At 52.9% G+C, this 13,945-nt stretch carries 17 protein-coding genes and 1 tRNA gene; 8 read left to right on the forward strand and 10 right to left on the reverse strand.

Translation table 11 applies throughout. The annotated features are described in order from the left end of the window. Positions 1-7 precede the first annotated feature (7 nt). The 4 genes from AOY24_RS00175 to AOY24_RS00190 form a co-directional block, all read right to left on the reverse strand. Positions 8-1,189 carry a cyanate transporter gene (locus AOY24_RS00175; protein ID WP_054175937.1) on the reverse strand — a complete coding sequence of 394 codons (1,182 nt, stop codon included), beginning with the start codon at positions 1,187-1,189 and terminating at the stop codon, positions 8-10. Further along, on the reverse strand, positions 1,186-1,644 hold the full coding sequence (locus AOY24_RS00180; RefSeq protein ID WP_042999946.1) for a nucleoside deaminase: 459 nt from the start codon (positions 1,642-1,644) through the stop codon (positions 1,186-1,188). Before AOY24_RS00180 ends, AOY24_RS00175 begins: the two co-directional genes overlap by 4 nt. A gap of 61 nt (positions 1,645-1,705) precedes the next feature. After that, on the reverse strand, positions 1,706-2,176 hold the full coding sequence (gene cynS, locus AOY24_RS00185) for a cyanase (protein WP_044258425.1): 471 nt from the start codon (positions 2,174-2,176) through the stop codon (positions 1,706-1,708). A 32-nt stretch (positions 2,177-2,208) separates the two neighbouring features. Next, entirely contained in the window at positions 2,209-2,868 is a 660-nt protein-coding gene (locus AOY24_RS00190; RefSeq protein ID WP_042999948.1) for a carbonic anhydrase, read from the reverse strand. 110 nt (positions 2,869-2,978) lie between these two features. On the opposite strand from AOY24_RS00190, the gene cynR reads away from it, so the two are divergent. The 4 genes from cynR to AOY24_RS00210 all read left to right on the forward strand — a co-directional run bounded on the left by cynR (position 2,979) and on the right by AOY24_RS00210 (position 6,287). Then, positions 2,979-3,872, forward strand: a complete 894-nt coding sequence (gene cynR, locus AOY24_RS00195) for a transcriptional regulator CynR (protein ID WP_054175938.1) — start codon at positions 2,979-2,981, stop codon at positions 3,870-3,872. Positions 3,873-3,978: 106 nt separating this feature from the next. Beyond that, on the forward strand, positions 3,979-4,746 hold the full coding sequence (locus tag AOY24_RS00200; protein WP_042317722.1) for a basic amino acid ABC transporter substrate-binding protein: 768 nt from the start codon (positions 3,979-3,981) through the stop codon (positions 4,744-4,746). A gap of 67 nt (positions 4,747-4,813) precedes the next feature. Continuing rightward, the gene (locus tag AOY24_RS00205; RefSeq protein ID WP_042999949.1) at positions 4,814-5,578 is read left to right on the forward strand and encodes an amino acid ABC transporter permease; all 765 of its coding nucleotides are present in this window, start codon (positions 4,814-4,816) and stop codon (positions 5,576-5,578) included. Next, positions 5,565-6,287, forward strand: coding sequence for an amino acid ABC transporter ATP-binding protein (locus tag AOY24_RS00210; protein ID WP_043001868.1), 723 nt, complete (start codon positions 5,565-5,567; stop codon positions 6,285-6,287). The genes AOY24_RS00205 and AOY24_RS00210 overlap by 14 nt, the downstream gene beginning before the upstream one ends. Before the next feature lie 42 nt (positions 6,288-6,329). Here AOY24_RS00210 and AOY24_RS00215 read toward each other — a convergent pair whose 3' ends face one another. Further along, positions 6,330-6,515, reverse strand: a complete 186-nt coding sequence (locus AOY24_RS00215; protein ID WP_052443928.1) for a YegP family protein — start codon at positions 6,513-6,515, stop codon at positions 6,330-6,332. Positions 6,516-6,642: 127 nt separating this feature from the next. Here AOY24_RS00215 and AOY24_RS00220 point away from each other — a divergent pair, with 127 nt between their 5' ends. Beyond that, entirely contained in the window at positions 6,643-7,116 is a 474-nt protein-coding gene (locus tag AOY24_RS00220) for an isoprenylcysteine carboxylmethyltransferase family protein (protein ID WP_042999951.1), read from the forward strand. Between the two features lie 14 nt (positions 7,117-7,130). Here the strand turns inward: AOY24_RS00220 and AOY24_RS00225 are convergent, their stop codons facing one another. Beyond that, positions 7,131-7,718, reverse strand: a complete 588-nt coding sequence (locus AOY24_RS00225; protein WP_044258427.1) for a dienelactone hydrolase family protein — start codon at positions 7,716-7,718, stop codon at positions 7,131-7,133. 7 nt (positions 7,719-7,725) lie between these two features. Continuing rightward, the gene (locus AOY24_RS00230; RefSeq protein WP_042999953.1) at positions 7,726-7,977 is read right to left on the reverse strand and encodes a zinc ribbon domain-containing protein; all 252 of its coding nucleotides are present in this window, start codon (positions 7,975-7,977) and stop codon (positions 7,726-7,728) included. 292 nt (positions 7,978-8,269) lie between these two features. On the opposite strand from AOY24_RS00230, the gene AOY24_RS00235 reads away from it, so the two are divergent. Next, positions 8,270-8,881: a DUF1062 domain-containing protein gene (locus AOY24_RS00235; protein WP_054175939.1), complete on the forward strand. Its 612-nt coding sequence runs from the start codon at positions 8,270-8,272 to the stop codon at positions 8,879-8,881. Between the two features lie 116 nt (positions 8,882-8,997). Here AOY24_RS00235 and AOY24_RS00240 read toward each other — a convergent pair whose 3' ends face one another. Continuing rightward, positions 8,998-9,876 carry a nucleoside deaminase gene (locus AOY24_RS00240; RefSeq protein WP_044258443.1) on the reverse strand — a complete coding sequence of 293 codons (879 nt, stop codon included), beginning with the start codon at positions 9,874-9,876 and terminating at the stop codon, positions 8,998-9,000. Between the two features lie 462 nt (positions 9,877-10,338). Here AOY24_RS00240 and AOY24_RS00245 point away from each other — a divergent pair, with 462 nt between their 5' ends. Together AOY24_RS00245 and preA are read left to right on the forward strand one after the other, a co-directional pair. After that, a complete protein-coding gene (locus tag AOY24_RS00245; RefSeq protein WP_044258446.1) occupies positions 10,339-11,580 on the forward strand; it encodes an NAD(P)-dependent oxidoreductase in 1,242 nt (413 codons plus the stop codon). After that, entirely contained in the window at positions 11,574-12,809 is a 1,236-nt protein-coding gene (preA, locus tag AOY24_RS00250) for an NAD-dependent dihydropyrimidine dehydrogenase subunit PreA (protein WP_042999957.1), read from the forward strand. The genes AOY24_RS00245 and preA overlap by 7 nt, the downstream gene beginning before the upstream one ends. Positions 12,810-12,846: 37 nt before the next feature. On the opposite strand, the gene AOY24_RS00255 is transcribed toward preA, so the two are convergent. Continuing rightward, a tRNA-Arg gene (locus tag AOY24_RS00255) sits at positions 12,847-12,921 on the reverse strand. A 75-nt stretch (positions 12,922-12,996) separates the two neighbouring features. Continuing rightward, positions 12,997-13,938 (reverse strand): formate/nitrite transporter family protein, encoded by a 942-nt coding sequence (locus tag AOY24_RS00260; protein WP_054176038.1) that lies wholly within the window; start codon positions 13,936-13,938, stop codon positions 12,997-12,999. Between the last annotated feature and the right edge of the window lie 7 nt (positions 13,939-13,945).

Consider the following 13,945-nt stretch of genomic DNA (forward strand, 5'->3'; position numbering starts at 1 on the left):
TCGTGCCTTATTCGGCGACTGACCACTCCTGTGGATAGCGTGCGGGAACGAAACGCACTGTGAGCGCCATCAGTCCGGCGATACAGAGGGCATGGAACGTCCAGTCAAGCCAGTAATTGCCGCTCAGACTGCGCAAGAGACCAGAGAGCCAGGGAGAGAGGCCAGCAATAATAAAACCAATCCCCTGCATGAAAGCGACTATTTTACCGGAGATTACCGGATGTCGGGCATGGTCGAGCGCCAGCACCAGACATAAAGGAAACGCGCCGCCCAGGCCGATACCGCACACCACCGCCCAGAGAATCGGCAATTGCGCAGGCCAGAGGATAAAACCACAAAAGCCGAGCATCTGTAGTGCCAGCGTGAAAAGCAGCAATTTACGGCGATCCTGATGATGCGCGAGCATAGGCAGTATGAGCGCTCCCGCCGTTTGACCGACGGTCATCAGCGCCAGCAGCGTGCCGCTGAACTGCGCACTTTTGCCCAGTTGAATATAGTACGGCGGCAGCCAGGCAATCAGACTGCCGTAACCGCCATTGATCACGCCAAAATAAAGCCCCAGCGTCCAGGCACGCGGGTTGAGGACGACGCGCACGGCGGCACCTTTCGGGTGAGTGATCGGCATCTCTGCGGAGCGGCGTTGTGCTAGCCAGCCAACCAGAGCAATCAGCGCGGGCAAGGCCCACCATGCCAGCGAGCGATGCCAGAGTTCGCTGTGTTGCGCGATCCACGGCGTCAGCGCCGCCCCGAGTCCCCCGCCCCCCATCAATGCGGCCGACCAGAGTCCCATCACCTGCGGCATGCGGCGATGAAAAAGACGCTTAATCACCGTGGGCATCACCACCTGAATGATCCCGATACCAATGCCGCCCAGCAGAGCGCTGCTGAGCAGCACAACGCTGTGCGGCGCCAGTTCACGAAGCAACGCGCCGGTCATCACCATCAACAAACTCAAGGCGACACTGATATGCTCGCTGATATGGCGATTGATCCACCCGCCTGCCAGCGCCAACGCGCCCATGGCGATCATCGGTAGCGCCGTGAGCAGCGACGCCACGGCAAAGCTCATGCCGCTGGCGGCGCGCAGCTGTGGCAGAAGCGGGCCGACAGAAGTCAGCAGCGGACGCATGTTCAGGCCTATCAGCACCAGAACCAGCAGCATCAGGCCAACGCGGGGAGTTTTGTTCATGACTGTTTTTCAGCCCAGCGTTGATACACCGCCAGACCGTTAGGCTGCGGAAGATGATGAACGGGCAGGGTTTGCTGCTCGAGAGGCTGCTGTAGTTGCTGATAAATGGCAGCCGTAGAAAGACGGAACGTTTCGCCGTCGCCATTGCTGTTGGCGAACCAGACCTCTTTCACCCCGGTGAGATACATCGCGCTAAGGCACATTGGGCACGGTTGTCCGCTGGCGTAAACCACGCATTCGCGGAGCGCTGCACTGCCTGAATGGGCAGCAATCGCCCGAATGGCATTGAGTTCCGCATGTCCGGTGGGATCATCATCCAGGTGCAGCGTATTGACGGCTTCGGCGATCGCGACGCCGTTGCGGACAATGACCGCGCCAAACGGGCGTCCACCCTGTTCAACGTTACGGGCCGCCAGGGCCAACGCCTGTTGCAGATAGTTATCATGTGCAGACATGCTTTACTCCTGTGAGCAAATAAAAGAAGAACGATACGCCTGCGCGTACCGTTCTGATGGATTAAAAAGGCTTCGTTGGCAAGTACTTACCATCCAGAGTAATCACGGCGCGCTCGCCACCTTCTGGATCCGCCACTTTTTTTACATCCAGCCTGAAATTTATGGCGCTGATAATGCCGTCGCCAAATTTTTCGTGGACCAGCGCTTTTAGCGTGGTGCCGTAAACCTGCAACATCTCATAGAAGCGGTACATCGTCGGGTCTGTCGGTACGCGATCGTCAATACTGCCGCGCAGGGGAATGGTCTGTAACAACAGGACTGCATCGCTGTCGAGGGCCAGCTTCTCGCCGATGAGGCGCGCAGCATCGGCCGGGAGGGCATGTTGACCGAGCAGTGCGGCGGTGACAAAGGCTTCGGATAAGCCGGTACCGTCCGCAAGCTGGGCAAATGTGAGATCCTTTTTGGCTTTGCTCAGCAGGATCTGGTCAGCCAGGACCAGGCGAATATCACGGTTAATTTGCGACTGAATCATGATGAATCCTCATTGATACGTTAAAAAATAGCTCAGGCTGCGGATGGCTGGCGGTAAGGCATCGCGCAGGTGTCTGGGTTTTTCGCCAAAGAGACGAACTGTCTGCTGGCACCGTCATAAGCGGCAATCTCTGCACTTTCGATGTCGTAAACCCAGCCGTGTAGCGCGATGCGCCCCTCTTCGAGCGCGAGGCGCACGGAGGGATGGGTCTGGATGTTGGCGAGTTGCGCGATGACGTTTTCACGCACCATTGAGGCCGTTTTCTCAGCCAAAGAGGTGTGCATTCGTGACTCGTTAACGACGCGAGCGGAGTCCGCATAACGCAACCAGTGGTTGACGGCAGGCATATGATCCAGGCAGTGACAGCCGGCAATGGCGGTCATCGCACCGCAGTCTGAGTGTCCGCAGATCACAATGTCGCTGACGCGAAGCGCAGAGACGGCGTATTCCACCGAGGCGGTTACCCCGCCGGGCTCCGGCCCGTATGACGGCACAATATTTCCGGCGTTGCGGATCACGAACAGATCGCCAGGCTCGCGCTGCGTGACCAGTTCGGGAACCAGGCGGCTGTCCGAACAGGAGATGAATAACGCCCGGGGGTTTTGCTGGGTGGCAAGGCGTCTGAACAATTCCGCGCGTTCAGGAAAGACCTTGCGCTGAAACTTCAGGAAGCCATCAATAATCTCTTTCACGAATAATCCTCTGTCTCGCTATGCGATGGACACAGGCTACGCACTTCATATCATAAGATAAAAGACTCATTTATAATTGAGGTTATTGGAAAATCTTATGGGTAAAGGCGATGCTGGATCGACACACTCACTATTTTCTTGCCGTCGCGGAACATCACGGATTCACTCGCGCAGCGGCGGCGCTGCACGTTTCGCAACCGGCGCTTTCACAGCAAATCCGGCAACTGGAGGAGGCGCTGGGCGTTCAGTTGTTCGATCGTAGCGGGCGTTTGACCCGGTTGACCGATGCGGGAGAGGTTTATCTGTGCTATGCGCGTAGCGCGCTACAGGCGCTGGAAGAGGGCAAACGTGCCATTCATGATGTGGAGGATCTGAGCCGGGGGACCCTGCGCGTCGCGGTGACGCCTACCTTTACCGCCTGGTTTATCGGCCCGTTACTGGCCAAATTCTATACCCGCTATCCTAATGTGACTTTACAGTTGCAGGAGCTCTCGCAGGACAACATCGAAGAGAGGCTGGTCAACGATAAACTGGATGTTGGCATTGCTTTTGATGAGATTCACTCTGCGGATATCGATGCACAGCCGTTGCTGACTGAAAACCTGGCCCTGGTTGTGGCGAATCATCATCCGCTGGCGGCACAGGCGTTGGTGGATTTAAGCGTGCTCAATAATGAAAAGTTGATTTTATTGAGCGCGGAGTTTGCTACCCGGGAACAGATTGATCGTTACTGTCGTCAGGCTGGACTGCAACCGCAGATCCACATGGAGGTTAATTCCATCAGCGCGGTGCTGGAACTGGTGCGGCGCACGGGATTATCCACGCTATTGCCTGCGCCTATCGCGTTGCAAAGCAACGATCTGCGGGCCATTTCACTGACGCCACAACTGCTCGAACGCACGGCCGTATTATTGCAGCGCAAAGGTGCCTGGCGAAGCGCCGCCGCCAGGGCGTTTGTCGCGATGGCGCAAGAAGGCGTTAAGACGGTGAAAGCGACACGCTAAGCGGCGTTTCGGCGAGGTAAGCCGCGGAGCAGATTGTGATTGCATAAGGAAAGTAGTTTGGGTATTTTTATGCAGTAAATGTGCATAAAAATAACAGGAGAAGGGAATGTTCAGTCAGTGGATAAAAGCAGGATGTTTGATGATGGCGTTGACCGGGGCCGCTTTTGCAGCACAAGAAACCTACGTGGTCGGCGCGGGTGGCACCTATCGCCCATTTGAATTTGAAAACAGCCAGAAACAACTGGAAGGCTTTGATATCGATATTATTAAAGCCATTGCTAAAGCAGAAAATTTTGATGTCAAACTGGTCAACACGCCGTGGGAAGGTATCTTTGCGACGCTGGGTTCCGGGGATCGCGACATCATTATCTCGGGGATCACCATCACGGATAAACGTAAGCAGATGGTGGATTTTTCTCTTCCTTATTTCCCGGCGGAGCAGTCCATTGTCGTTCCGGCTGATTCAAAAGTGAGTTCTCTGGACTCGCTGAAAACGGAAAAGGTTGGCGTCGTTAACTCCAGCACCGGCGACATTGTGGTTTCTGGCGTTCTCGGGAAAAACAGCACCGCAATTAAGCGTTTCGACAACACGCCGTTAATGCTGCAGGAATTGTTTGAAGATGGCGTCAGCGCGGCGGTTGGCGATGTTGGCGTGGTGAAATACTACATCAAGCAGCATCCGGAAAAACAGTTCAAGCTTGTGCCGGATGCCAAGTTTGAGCGCCAGTATTTTGGTATTGCGGTCGCCAAAGGGAATACCGAATTACAGCAAAAGATTAACGCGGGATTGAAGAAAATCATCGCTGACGGTACCTACGATAAAATTTATAAAACCTGGTTTGACAGTGAAGTCCCGACGCTTCCGTCAGAGTAATTTGCATTATTAATTTATTTTTTAGGCTGACACGCGGTCTGTGTCAGCTTTTTTGCAGGGGAAAACCATGACGGGATTTCGTTGGGAAATCATCCAGGAGTATGCGCCATTATTTATGGAAGGCGCGTGGATGACCATAAAATGCACCATCATCTGTGTCTGTCTTGGCACACTCTGGGGGCTGACGCTGGGGCTGGGCCGCATGGCGAAAGCCGAGCACGGTTTCTGGAAATACGCACTCCGCTATTTTGTTCAATATCCCGTTCGTTTCTACGTCAGCGCCTTTCGCGGAACGCCACTGTTTGTTCAGATCATGGTCGTCCATTTTGCGCTGGTACCGCTGTTCATCAATCCCCGTGACGGAATTCTGGTCACCAGCGGGCTGATGAGCGCCGATTTTGCCCGCGAATTGCGCTCGGGCTACGGGGCTTTCTTATCCTGTATTGTGGCGATCACGCTGAATGCCGGGGCTTATGTTTCTGAGATCTTCCGCGCGGGGATCCAGTCGATTGACCCCGGTCAGATGGAGGCCTCGCGAGCGCTGGGGATGCCGTGGTGGAAAACCATGCGCAAAGTCATTCTGCCTCAGGCTTTTCGCCGTATTCTTCCACCGCTGGGCAATAACGCCATTGCGATTGTCAAAGATTCCTCACTCGCCTCGGCGATCGGTCTTGCCGATTTGGCCTACGCGGCGCGTACGGTTTCAGGCGCTTACGCCACCTACTGGGAACCCTACCTGACCATTTCACTGGTGTACTGGGTACTCACCTTCCTGCTGGCGCAGCTGGTTAACCGTCTGGAAAAAAGGTTTGGTAAAAGTGATCCACATTAAAAATTTACATAAACATTTTGGTGACAACCACGTTCTGCGCGGGATTGACTGTGATATCAAACCGCAGGAAGTGGTGTGCATCATTGGCCCGTCAGGGTCCGGGAAAAGCACATTTTTACGCTGTATGAATGCGCTTGAGACAGTCACCGAAGGCGAAGTGATGGTGAATGGTTTTGCCGTTCACGATCGCAAAACCGATCTCAATAAAATGCGCGAAAGCGTGGGGATGGTGTTCCAGCGTTTTAATCTGTTTCCGCACATGACGGTGCTGGACAACCTGATGATGGCACCGCAAATGTTGTTGGGGCTCTCGCGTCGAGATGCGACCAGCCGGGCAGAAATGTTGCTGGAAAAGGTCGGATTAAGCGATAAACGCGACGCCTGGCCTTCACGCCTGTCGGGCGGTCAACAGCAACGTGTGGCGATTGCCCGCGCGCTGGCAATGAACCCCTCGATCATGTTGTTCGATGAGCCAACCTCGGCGCTGGATCCAGAGTTAGTGGGGGATGTGCTGGAGGTTATGAAGAATCTGGCCAATGAAGGCATGACCATGGCGATTGTCACTCACGAAATGGGGTTCGCCCGTGAAGTGGCTGATCGGGTCATCTTCATCGATCACGGTATTATCCAGGAAGAGGGATCGCCTGACGTGCTTTTTACATCGCCAGCGAATCCGCGAACGGCTGAATTTTTAAGTAAGGTTCTTTGATATTAGAGGCCAGATCGGTATTTCCCGATCTGGCCAATTACGTCAAAATCCGATCTGCTCTTTTATCGTTTTGCTACTGCCGTTTGTTTTTACTGGCGCGATGCCCGCATCACGCGATTGCACGGAGGCATACATCTGGCTGACGCCAATAATCTGATGATTACCTGCTTTCAATACAAAACGGAATTGATCGTTTGTACTCTTACTCAATTCAAACCAACCGGCCATCATTATCGCCTTTTTGAAAAGAGAGGAATTACCGGACCGTATTGAGCATCGTTTAGTGATAATTTATCAGGCACTATTCGAAGGGAACTGTAAAGTCTCAAACTAGTCGCGATGCAGAAGGAGAGAAATGAAACAGATCAATGTGCGTCTCGCAAAACTCAGAAGTCGGTTTCCGCCGCCGGTCATTTTGTTAATCTTTGTGGTCGGGGATTGTTTGACCGCAAATCCGCGTTTTACCTTTGGCCTGGTCACCCAGGTGCTGAGTCTGGCGATTGCTGCAGTCAGTCTTGGCATCATTCTGACGACCGCGTGGCACATGCATGTGAGTCGCACCACCCTCAATCCACTACAGGCGGATAAAACAACGACGCTGGTTACGCACGGATGTTATGCCTGGAGTCGAAATCCTATTTATCTTGGACTGATCGGTGTGCAATTTGCCGTTGCGCTCTGGATGGGCAGTCTGCCTGGCATGATTGCCGTGCCGCTCTTTATGCTGGCGGTGGCCCGGTTGCATATCGATTTTGAAGAGTTCGAGTTACATAAGCGTTTTGGTGCACAGTGGGAGCACTACACTAAACAGGTTCGCCGCTGGCTATAAAGGCAGGATGTCGACTATCCGCAGACCGCGTCAACAAATGCGATGGCATCAGCGACAGCATGGCGCGCCTGCCACGCAAGGTATCCGGGGCTGTCTGCGTCACAAAAGCCGTGCTGTGCATCGTACATATGACATTGCACCAGGGGCAATGTTTCCAGCTTCTGTTGTAGCGCCGTAGGGTCGAATGACGGCTCATGGCGAGCCATGATCATCAGCGCAGGGCAGTGCGGTAACTCATCGCTGTACTGGCGAATGCGAGAGCCATAATGACAAATAACCCCGTCACACAAGCCGCTTCCTGCGACCCGCCATGCGAGCGTTGCCCCGGTGCTGTAGCCGATGACAATCAATTTGCGATGTTGCGCACGCAGTGTGGTAAGCAACGTTAAGATGGGTTGTGGATCAAAACCAACGTGGATTGAAAAATAGCGATACGCCTCATCCTGCTGAGCATAGCTGTACGGCGCGTCATGCGGAAAAAGTGCGGGAACGTAGACGTCGAAACCACGCGCCCGCCACATTTCCCTGGTGCGATGTATATGCGCATTGATGCCGTAGATTTCATGCAGGATCACGACGGCATCTGACCGTTGGGTTGGCATCGGCGGTTTAGTCGTCTGCTTTGTGTGCCCAGGCAGGCATGGATGTCAGGTAACGGATTGCGCGCTTACGTGACTCCTCAGGGCCCACTTTTTGCCAGGAATCCAGAAATCCTGCCAGACCGGAAACGGCGTCATCCCAGGGCTTCAGATTGCCTTCGGCATCGCTGCAATAGGCACAGTATTTATCGCTCGCCCCTTTGGCATCGGGTGCGGAAAGTGGCATTCCGCAGGCATGGCAAAACTGTTCTTGCTGTGACATTTCACGCTCCTTGTATCCTGTGGTTGATGAATGAATATACGGTTATTTTTCGAGAAGAATCCGATGCCAGATCAAATAACCCTGATAGTAGTGTCACAAATATTGATTTGATTTATGTATTGAGAGGCCAGGGGTCTGTTAGTCTTGCTGGCCTATCGGTAACTCAAGGGATTGTTGTGCTGGAAATCTTTTCTTAACCCACTGAAAAATATCTTCAAATATTTTTCGCATAGCAAAATTCATGGTTCGTCCAGGACGAATCCGTTTTTGTATGGGTTAAAAAAGGGTCAACATGCACGTCACATGGACTGTCAGTCCCGTGGGATATCAGCGCATTGCGAAGCGCTGTCCTGCCTGCAATATCAAACGCGATTTCATCCCTTCCGGGGCTTTCAGAATGAATTCGCAAAAGAAGCTGCTTGATGTCTGGAGCATCTATAAGTGCCTTCATTGCGATTATACCTGGAATATCAATCTGTTCTCTCGACTCCCTGTCAGCCGTATTGACCGCGATCTTTTTGCGCGGATCGTTGGCAATGACGCAAGCGCGATCCTGCTTTTTGCTCTCGATCGCCAGGTTTTGAAGCGAAATAATGCTGAGCTTTCCGGTAGCCCGGAGTTTGCTGTTCGCGAACAGTGGCGGATGACGCTTGCCCGGCATCAACAGGTGAAGGTCACTATCCGCTTAACGACCGCCTTTCAGGTCAGTCTGTTGTCGGTGATGAAAAGGCAGTTACGACTCAGTACGGGGGAGGTCGCGCGACGGATTGCAGAAGGGAAGATTCGCGGCATTACGCTGCGTGAGCTAAAAAATCGCAAAATTCATGAGACGACGCATGAGTTTTGGATGAGTTCCGACGCGTTCTACGCAACCCGAAAAATACACATCGGAGTAAAACGCTAAACCAGACGACGCCCGCCAGTATGGCGGGCGTCACCGTCCAACGAGTCAATCCTGCGAGGGATATCGCGTTTCCGTGATGAGGTCTTTTTATTTTACGGACAATTTCTCCTGAAATATCAATCTTCAAGTGAGATAAATTCTTCGCAAAAAGGCGTATAGGGACGCAGATTCGCGTAATTCCGCGAGAAGCGAAGTCTGCGGTCAATATTTTTGACCAGCCTGTTTGTGGAATCTTCATTCAGGAGTTTACACACGTGCCGTGTATCCAGACGTAATATTTTGCACGCCTCCAGCGTTGGACAGAAATTCATGGAATGGAACGTGATCTGTTTTTCACTTCTCGCCACCACAGGCATTTCATCAACTGTGGTGTGAAATCGACTTACCAGCAAGCGATGGGCCGCTTCTAACAGATTGCTGTGTTCAGCACGCAGTATCGCGCTATTCTCACAGAACCAGGCCGTTCGACGCGCAATGGAATCGGCATTCAGCGCCCTAAGATCGTCATCGGTCGCCGAACGTAGTCTATTGATTTCATTTCGAACATCCGCGCGATAAAGAGTTGCGCATTCTCGCTGAAGAATACCTTTATGTACGGTAATATCCATTCCTGCTTTATCAAACGCTTCAGTACAGAGGAATAAAATCCGCCGCCGCCCCTGGGCCAGCGCATCCTGAATAGAGTATCCAAAGGCTATCTCTTTGATACCTGACCACGCAATGGCGAAGGCACACATCGGACAAGGTTCACTGGTTGAGAGAAGAAGACAACCGGATAAATCTTTGCCGATCTTTTTCCCGGCGAGTTTAATGGCATTAATTTCCGCGTGCGATGTCGGGTCTGATTCTGTTTCCTCACCATCATGCGCAGAGGCAATGATTTCCCCATCCTTGATGATGACTGCGCCAAAACCTTTATTTCCTTCACGCAGACTTTCTTCCGCTTCACGAATGGCGTGGCGCATATAGGATTCAAGTTGAATAATATCATCCATAAGTTATTTATTCCGTGGCATATTTTTATGAATTATTACACCGCCGTTATTCCGCTGGCAAGGAACAATAACAGAATTTACTGCTGCACAAAAAAGCGTTATTTACGTAAGGATTGGTGACTCATTATTTATTTGAAAAGAGATTTCTGCATAAACGCGCCGATCCCCTGTGCGATGCCGCCGAATAAAAACATCAGTATTCCCGGAACGACTGACGCCGTGCCAAACGGCTGCGCGTTTTTTCGCAACCGTCTTTTTTTGCATAACACAATTAATGCGTTCTTATTACAAAAATAGTTTCTATTCGCATCTTATCTATTCCTGCGGTCGCTGTAATTCCATACTTTTTATCTGGTTATCTGTGAATGCTTTCACAACATCCATTCAGTCATAAGCCTAGCCTCATAAGTAGCTATTTGTACTCAGTTTGCCTTACGTAAACTTATTATTAAGGAATGGCATATGTCGCAACGAGACTACCTTGATGAACTGATTCCTGGCTTCACGCCCTTGTTGGCTATCAAAGAAGCTTCCCGCTGTTTGCTGTGTCACGACGCACCGTGCAGCCGATCCTGTCCGGCGGAAACAGACCCGGGGAAATTTATCCGCTCTGTTTATTTCCGTAACTTTAAGGGCGCGGCCGAAACCATTAGAGAAAATAACGCGCTTGGCGCCGTCTGCGCCCGGGTATGTCCCACGGAAAAACTCTGCCAGCACGGCTGTTCCCGTTCCGGAATTGATAAACCTATCGATATTGCCCGTTTGCAACGGTTTGTCACCGACTTTGAACGACAAACGCAGATGCAGATTTATCAGCCAGGCCGTAAAGATAAGGGCAACGTCGCCATCGTGGGGGCGGGCCCAGCCGGGTTGCAGGCCAGTGTCACGTTGTGCAATCTGGGCTATGACGTCACTGTGTTCGAAAAAACGGCTCAACCCGGCGGTTGGTTGCGCCACGGCATTCCTGAATTCCGTCTGCCGCAATCGGTGCTGGACGCTGAAATTGCGCGTATTACGGAAATGGGGGTGACAATCCGCTGTGGCTGCGAGATTGGCAACACCGTCACGCTGGAGGCGCTCAAAGCTGAATATCGCGCTGTCCTGCTGACGGTCGGCCTGTCAAAAGGCATGTCGCTGCCGTTGTTTAATGACGCGGGGACGGCAGAAATCGCCGTCGACTTTTTAAAACGCGCGCGTGGCAAGGCGGGTGGCATATCCGTGCCGCAAAGCGCGCTGGTGATTGGCGGCGGCGATGTCGCCATGGACGTGGCCAGTACGCTCAAAATTCTCGGCTGTGAATCGGTTACCTGCGTGGCGCGTGAAGAGCTTGCGGAGTTCCCGGCCAGTGAAAAAGAGTTCACCACCACCCAGGCGCTGGGCGTCTCTATCATTGATGGCTTTACGCCAACGGCAGTTGACGGAAATAAGGTCACCTTCAGGCACGTGCGCCTGCCTGGCGAGCTATCTCTGACCGCAGAAAAAATTATCCTCGCCGTCGGTCAGCATGCCGGGCTGGAAGCCTTCTCCGGCATTCGGGTACAACGCAATACCGTCGACACTCAACATTACCAGACTGCAGTTCCGGGACTGTTCGCCGCTGGCGATATCGTCCAGGGAGATAAAACCGTGGTGTATGCCGTTAAAACCGGGAAAGAAGCCGCTCAAGCCATTCATCACTATTTAGAGGAGGCGTCATCATGCTAACCAAAGATCTCTCTATTACCTTCTGCGGCGTGAAGTTTCCCAATCCGTTCTGCCTCTCTTCTTCCCCGGTCGGCAATTGCTATGAGATGTGCGCTAAAGCCTACGATAGCGGCTGGGGCGGCATCGTTTTTAAAACCATCGGTTTCTTTATCGCCAACGAAGTTTCTCCCCGCTTCGACCATCTGATTAAAGAAGACACCGGGTTTATTGGCTTTAAAAACATGGAGCAGATTGCTGAGCACCCGCTGGCGGAAAATCTTGCGGCGATTCGTCGGCTCAAACAAGATTACCCGGATAAGGTGCTGATCGCCTCGATCATGGGGGAAAATGAGCAGCAGTGGCAGGATCTGGCGCGTCTGGTCGAAGAGGCTGGCGCGGATATGATTGAATGCAACTTCTCCTGTCCGCAGATGACCTCTCACGCCATGGGGAGCGATGTGGGGCAAAGTCCTGAACTGGTGGAGAAATATTGCCAGGCGGTGAAACGCGGCTCTTCTCTGCCGATGCTCGCTAAAATGACGCCCAATATCGGCGATATGTGCGAGGTTGCGCTGGCGGCGAAACGCGGTGGTGCCGATGGTATTGCCGCCATCAACACCGTCAAGTCAATTACCAATATTGACCTCAAGCGTAAATTGGGTCTGCCAGTCGTCAATGGCAAATCCAGTATTTCGGGCTATTCAGGTAAAGCGGTGAAACCGATTGCCTTGCGCTTCATTCAGCAGTTACGCACCCATCCTGAACTGAAAGATTTTCCGATTAGCGGTATCGGTGGAATTGAAACCTGGGAAGATGCTGCCGAGTTCTTGCTGCTGGGCGCCGCAACACTTCAGGTGACAACCGGCATCATGCAGTACGGTTATCGCATTGTTGAAGATATGATTAGTGGCTTGTCGCACTATCTTAACGATCAGGGTTTCGACTCGCTGGATGAGATGGTGGGGCTGGCAAATGCCAATATCGTTCCGGCAGAAGATCTCGACCGCAGTTATATCGTTTACCCGCATATTAATCAGGAAAAATGCGTCGGCTGCGGTCGTTGCTACATTTCTTGCTTCGACGGTGGTCATCAGGCGATGGAGTGGAACGAACAGACGCGGACCCCGCACTGCAATACCGAAAAATGCGTCGGCTGCCTGCTGTGCGGCCATGTTTGCCCGGTCGCGTGTATCAGCCTCGGAGAGGTAGTATTCAAACCCGGCGAAAAAGCGCATTCGGTCACCCTTTAACGCCCGGACGTTTTCCGGCTCGCCACGGTGGGCCGGATGGTGTCCCCTGCAGGAATCGAACCTGCAACTAGCCCTTAGGAGGGGCTCGTTATATCCATTTAACTAAGGGGACGAGGCGGCACGAGTATACCGGTTTTTGTTTGCCCCGGTAAGAGAGTGACCGCCTGACTGTTCAAACCGTCGCCATTCAGGACTGTTTTTCCTCCTTTTTCTGCGCATTGTCTCTTTTTTGTGCCGCGATTCTGGCTTCTTCTTTGCGGGCGTTGCTCATATCGTTGCGGATCTGCGCGTGGCTCATCAGGGCAAAGATAAAAGTACCGCCGCAAATGTTTCCGGCAAGCGTGGGTAAGGCAAACGGCCAGAGGAAATCGCTCCAGTGCAGCGTGCCGTTAAATACAAGATAGAGAATTTCGACCGACCCGACGACGATGTGGGTGGTATCGCCCAACGCAATCAGCCACGTCATCAGGATGATCACCACAATTTTCGCTGCACCCGCCGCCGGGAACATCCAGACCATGGTGGCAATCAGCCAGCCGGAAATAATGGCATTGGCAAACATCTCCGTAGGTGAATTTTTCATCACGTCCATGCCGATCTTCACGAACGCATCGCGGGTCTCTTCGTTGAAAATGGGCATGTATTCAAAGGCCCACGCCGCGACGCCGGTGCCCAGCACGTTCCCCAGCAGTACGATACCCCACAGTCGCATCAACAGGCCCGCGTTACTGAGCGTCGGATTCTGCATGACGGGCAGCACGGCGGTGACGGTGTTTTCAGTGAACAACTGCTGGCGAGCCATGATGACGATGATAAAGCCAAAGGTATAGCCGAGATTCTCCAGCAAGAAACTGCCGGGTACCCCCTCCAGTTCAACGTGGAAGATCCCTTTTGCCAGCAGCGAAGCCCCCATCGAAAGCCCGGCGGCGATGGCAGACCACAGCAATGCCATCGCGTCCCGTTCCAGCTCTTTCTCCCCGTCCTGACGAATATGCTCATGAATCGCCATCGCCCGCGAGGGGAGGCGATCCTCATCCAGTTCTATCTTCTTCCCATTCTGTTTTTCTTCACTTTCGACGGCAAGTTCGTCGCTATGTTTATCTAATTTGTCGTTTTCATGATCGACCATCATTCGT

The sequence above is a fragment of the Citrobacter sp. CtB7.12 genome, assembly GCF_001297795.1.
Taxonomy (GTDB): Bacteria; Pseudomonadota; Gammaproteobacteria; order Enterobacterales; family Enterobacteriaceae; genus Citrobacter_A; species Citrobacter_A amalonaticus.

Coding starts and splice junctions, on each gene's coding strand:
- AOY24_RS00245 (WP_044258446.1), top strand. CDS start 10,339: ATGTCGCAACGAGACTACCTTGATGAACTGATTCCTGGCTTCACGCCC.
- preA (WP_042999957.1), top strand. CDS start 11,574: ATGCTAACCAAAGATCTCTCTATTACCTTCTGCGGCGTGAAGTTTCCC.
- AOY24_RS00260 (WP_054176038.1), bottom strand. CDS start 13,938: ATGGTCGATCATGAAAACGACAAATTAGATAAACATAGCGACGAACTT.
- cynS (WP_044258425.1), bottom strand. CDS start 2,176: ATGATTCAGTCGCAAATTAACCGTGATATTCGCCTGGTCCTGGCTGAC.
- AOY24_RS00240 (WP_044258443.1), bottom strand. CDS start 9,876: ATGGATGATATTATTCAACTTGAATCCTATATGCGCCACGCCATTCGT.
- AOY24_RS00230 (WP_042999953.1), bottom strand. CDS start 7,977: ATGTCACAGCAAGAACAGTTTTGCCATGCCTGCGGAATGCCACTTTCC.
- AOY24_RS00180 (WP_042999946.1), bottom strand. CDS start 1,644: ATGTCTGCACATGATAACTATCTGCAACAGGCGTTGGCCCTGGCGGCC.
- AOY24_RS00205 (WP_042999949.1), top strand. CDS start 4,814: ATGACGGGATTTCGTTGGGAAATCATCCAGGAGTATGCGCCATTATTT.
- AOY24_RS00235 (WP_054175939.1), top strand. CDS start 8,270: ATGCACGTCACATGGACTGTCAGTCCCGTGGGATATCAGCGCATTGCG.
- AOY24_RS00220 (WP_042999951.1), top strand. CDS start 6,643: ATGAAACAGATCAATGTGCGTCTCGCAAAACTCAGAAGTCGGTTTCCG.
- AOY24_RS00175 (WP_054175937.1), bottom strand. CDS start 1,189: ATGAACAAAACTCCCCGCGTTGGCCTGATGCTGCTGGTTCTGGTGCTG.
- AOY24_RS00215 (WP_052443928.1), bottom strand. CDS start 6,515: ATGGCCGGTTGGTTTGAATTGAGTAAGAGTACAAACGATCAATTCCGT.
- cynR (WP_054175938.1), top strand. CDS start 2,979: ATGCTGGATCGACACACTCACTATTTTCTTGCCGTCGCGGAACATCAC.
- AOY24_RS00225 (WP_044258427.1), bottom strand. CDS start 7,718: ATGCCAACCCAACGGTCAGATGCCGTCGTGATCCTGCATGAAATCTAC.
- AOY24_RS00200 (WP_042317722.1), top strand. CDS start 3,979: ATGTTCAGTCAGTGGATAAAAGCAGGATGTTTGATGATGGCGTTGACC.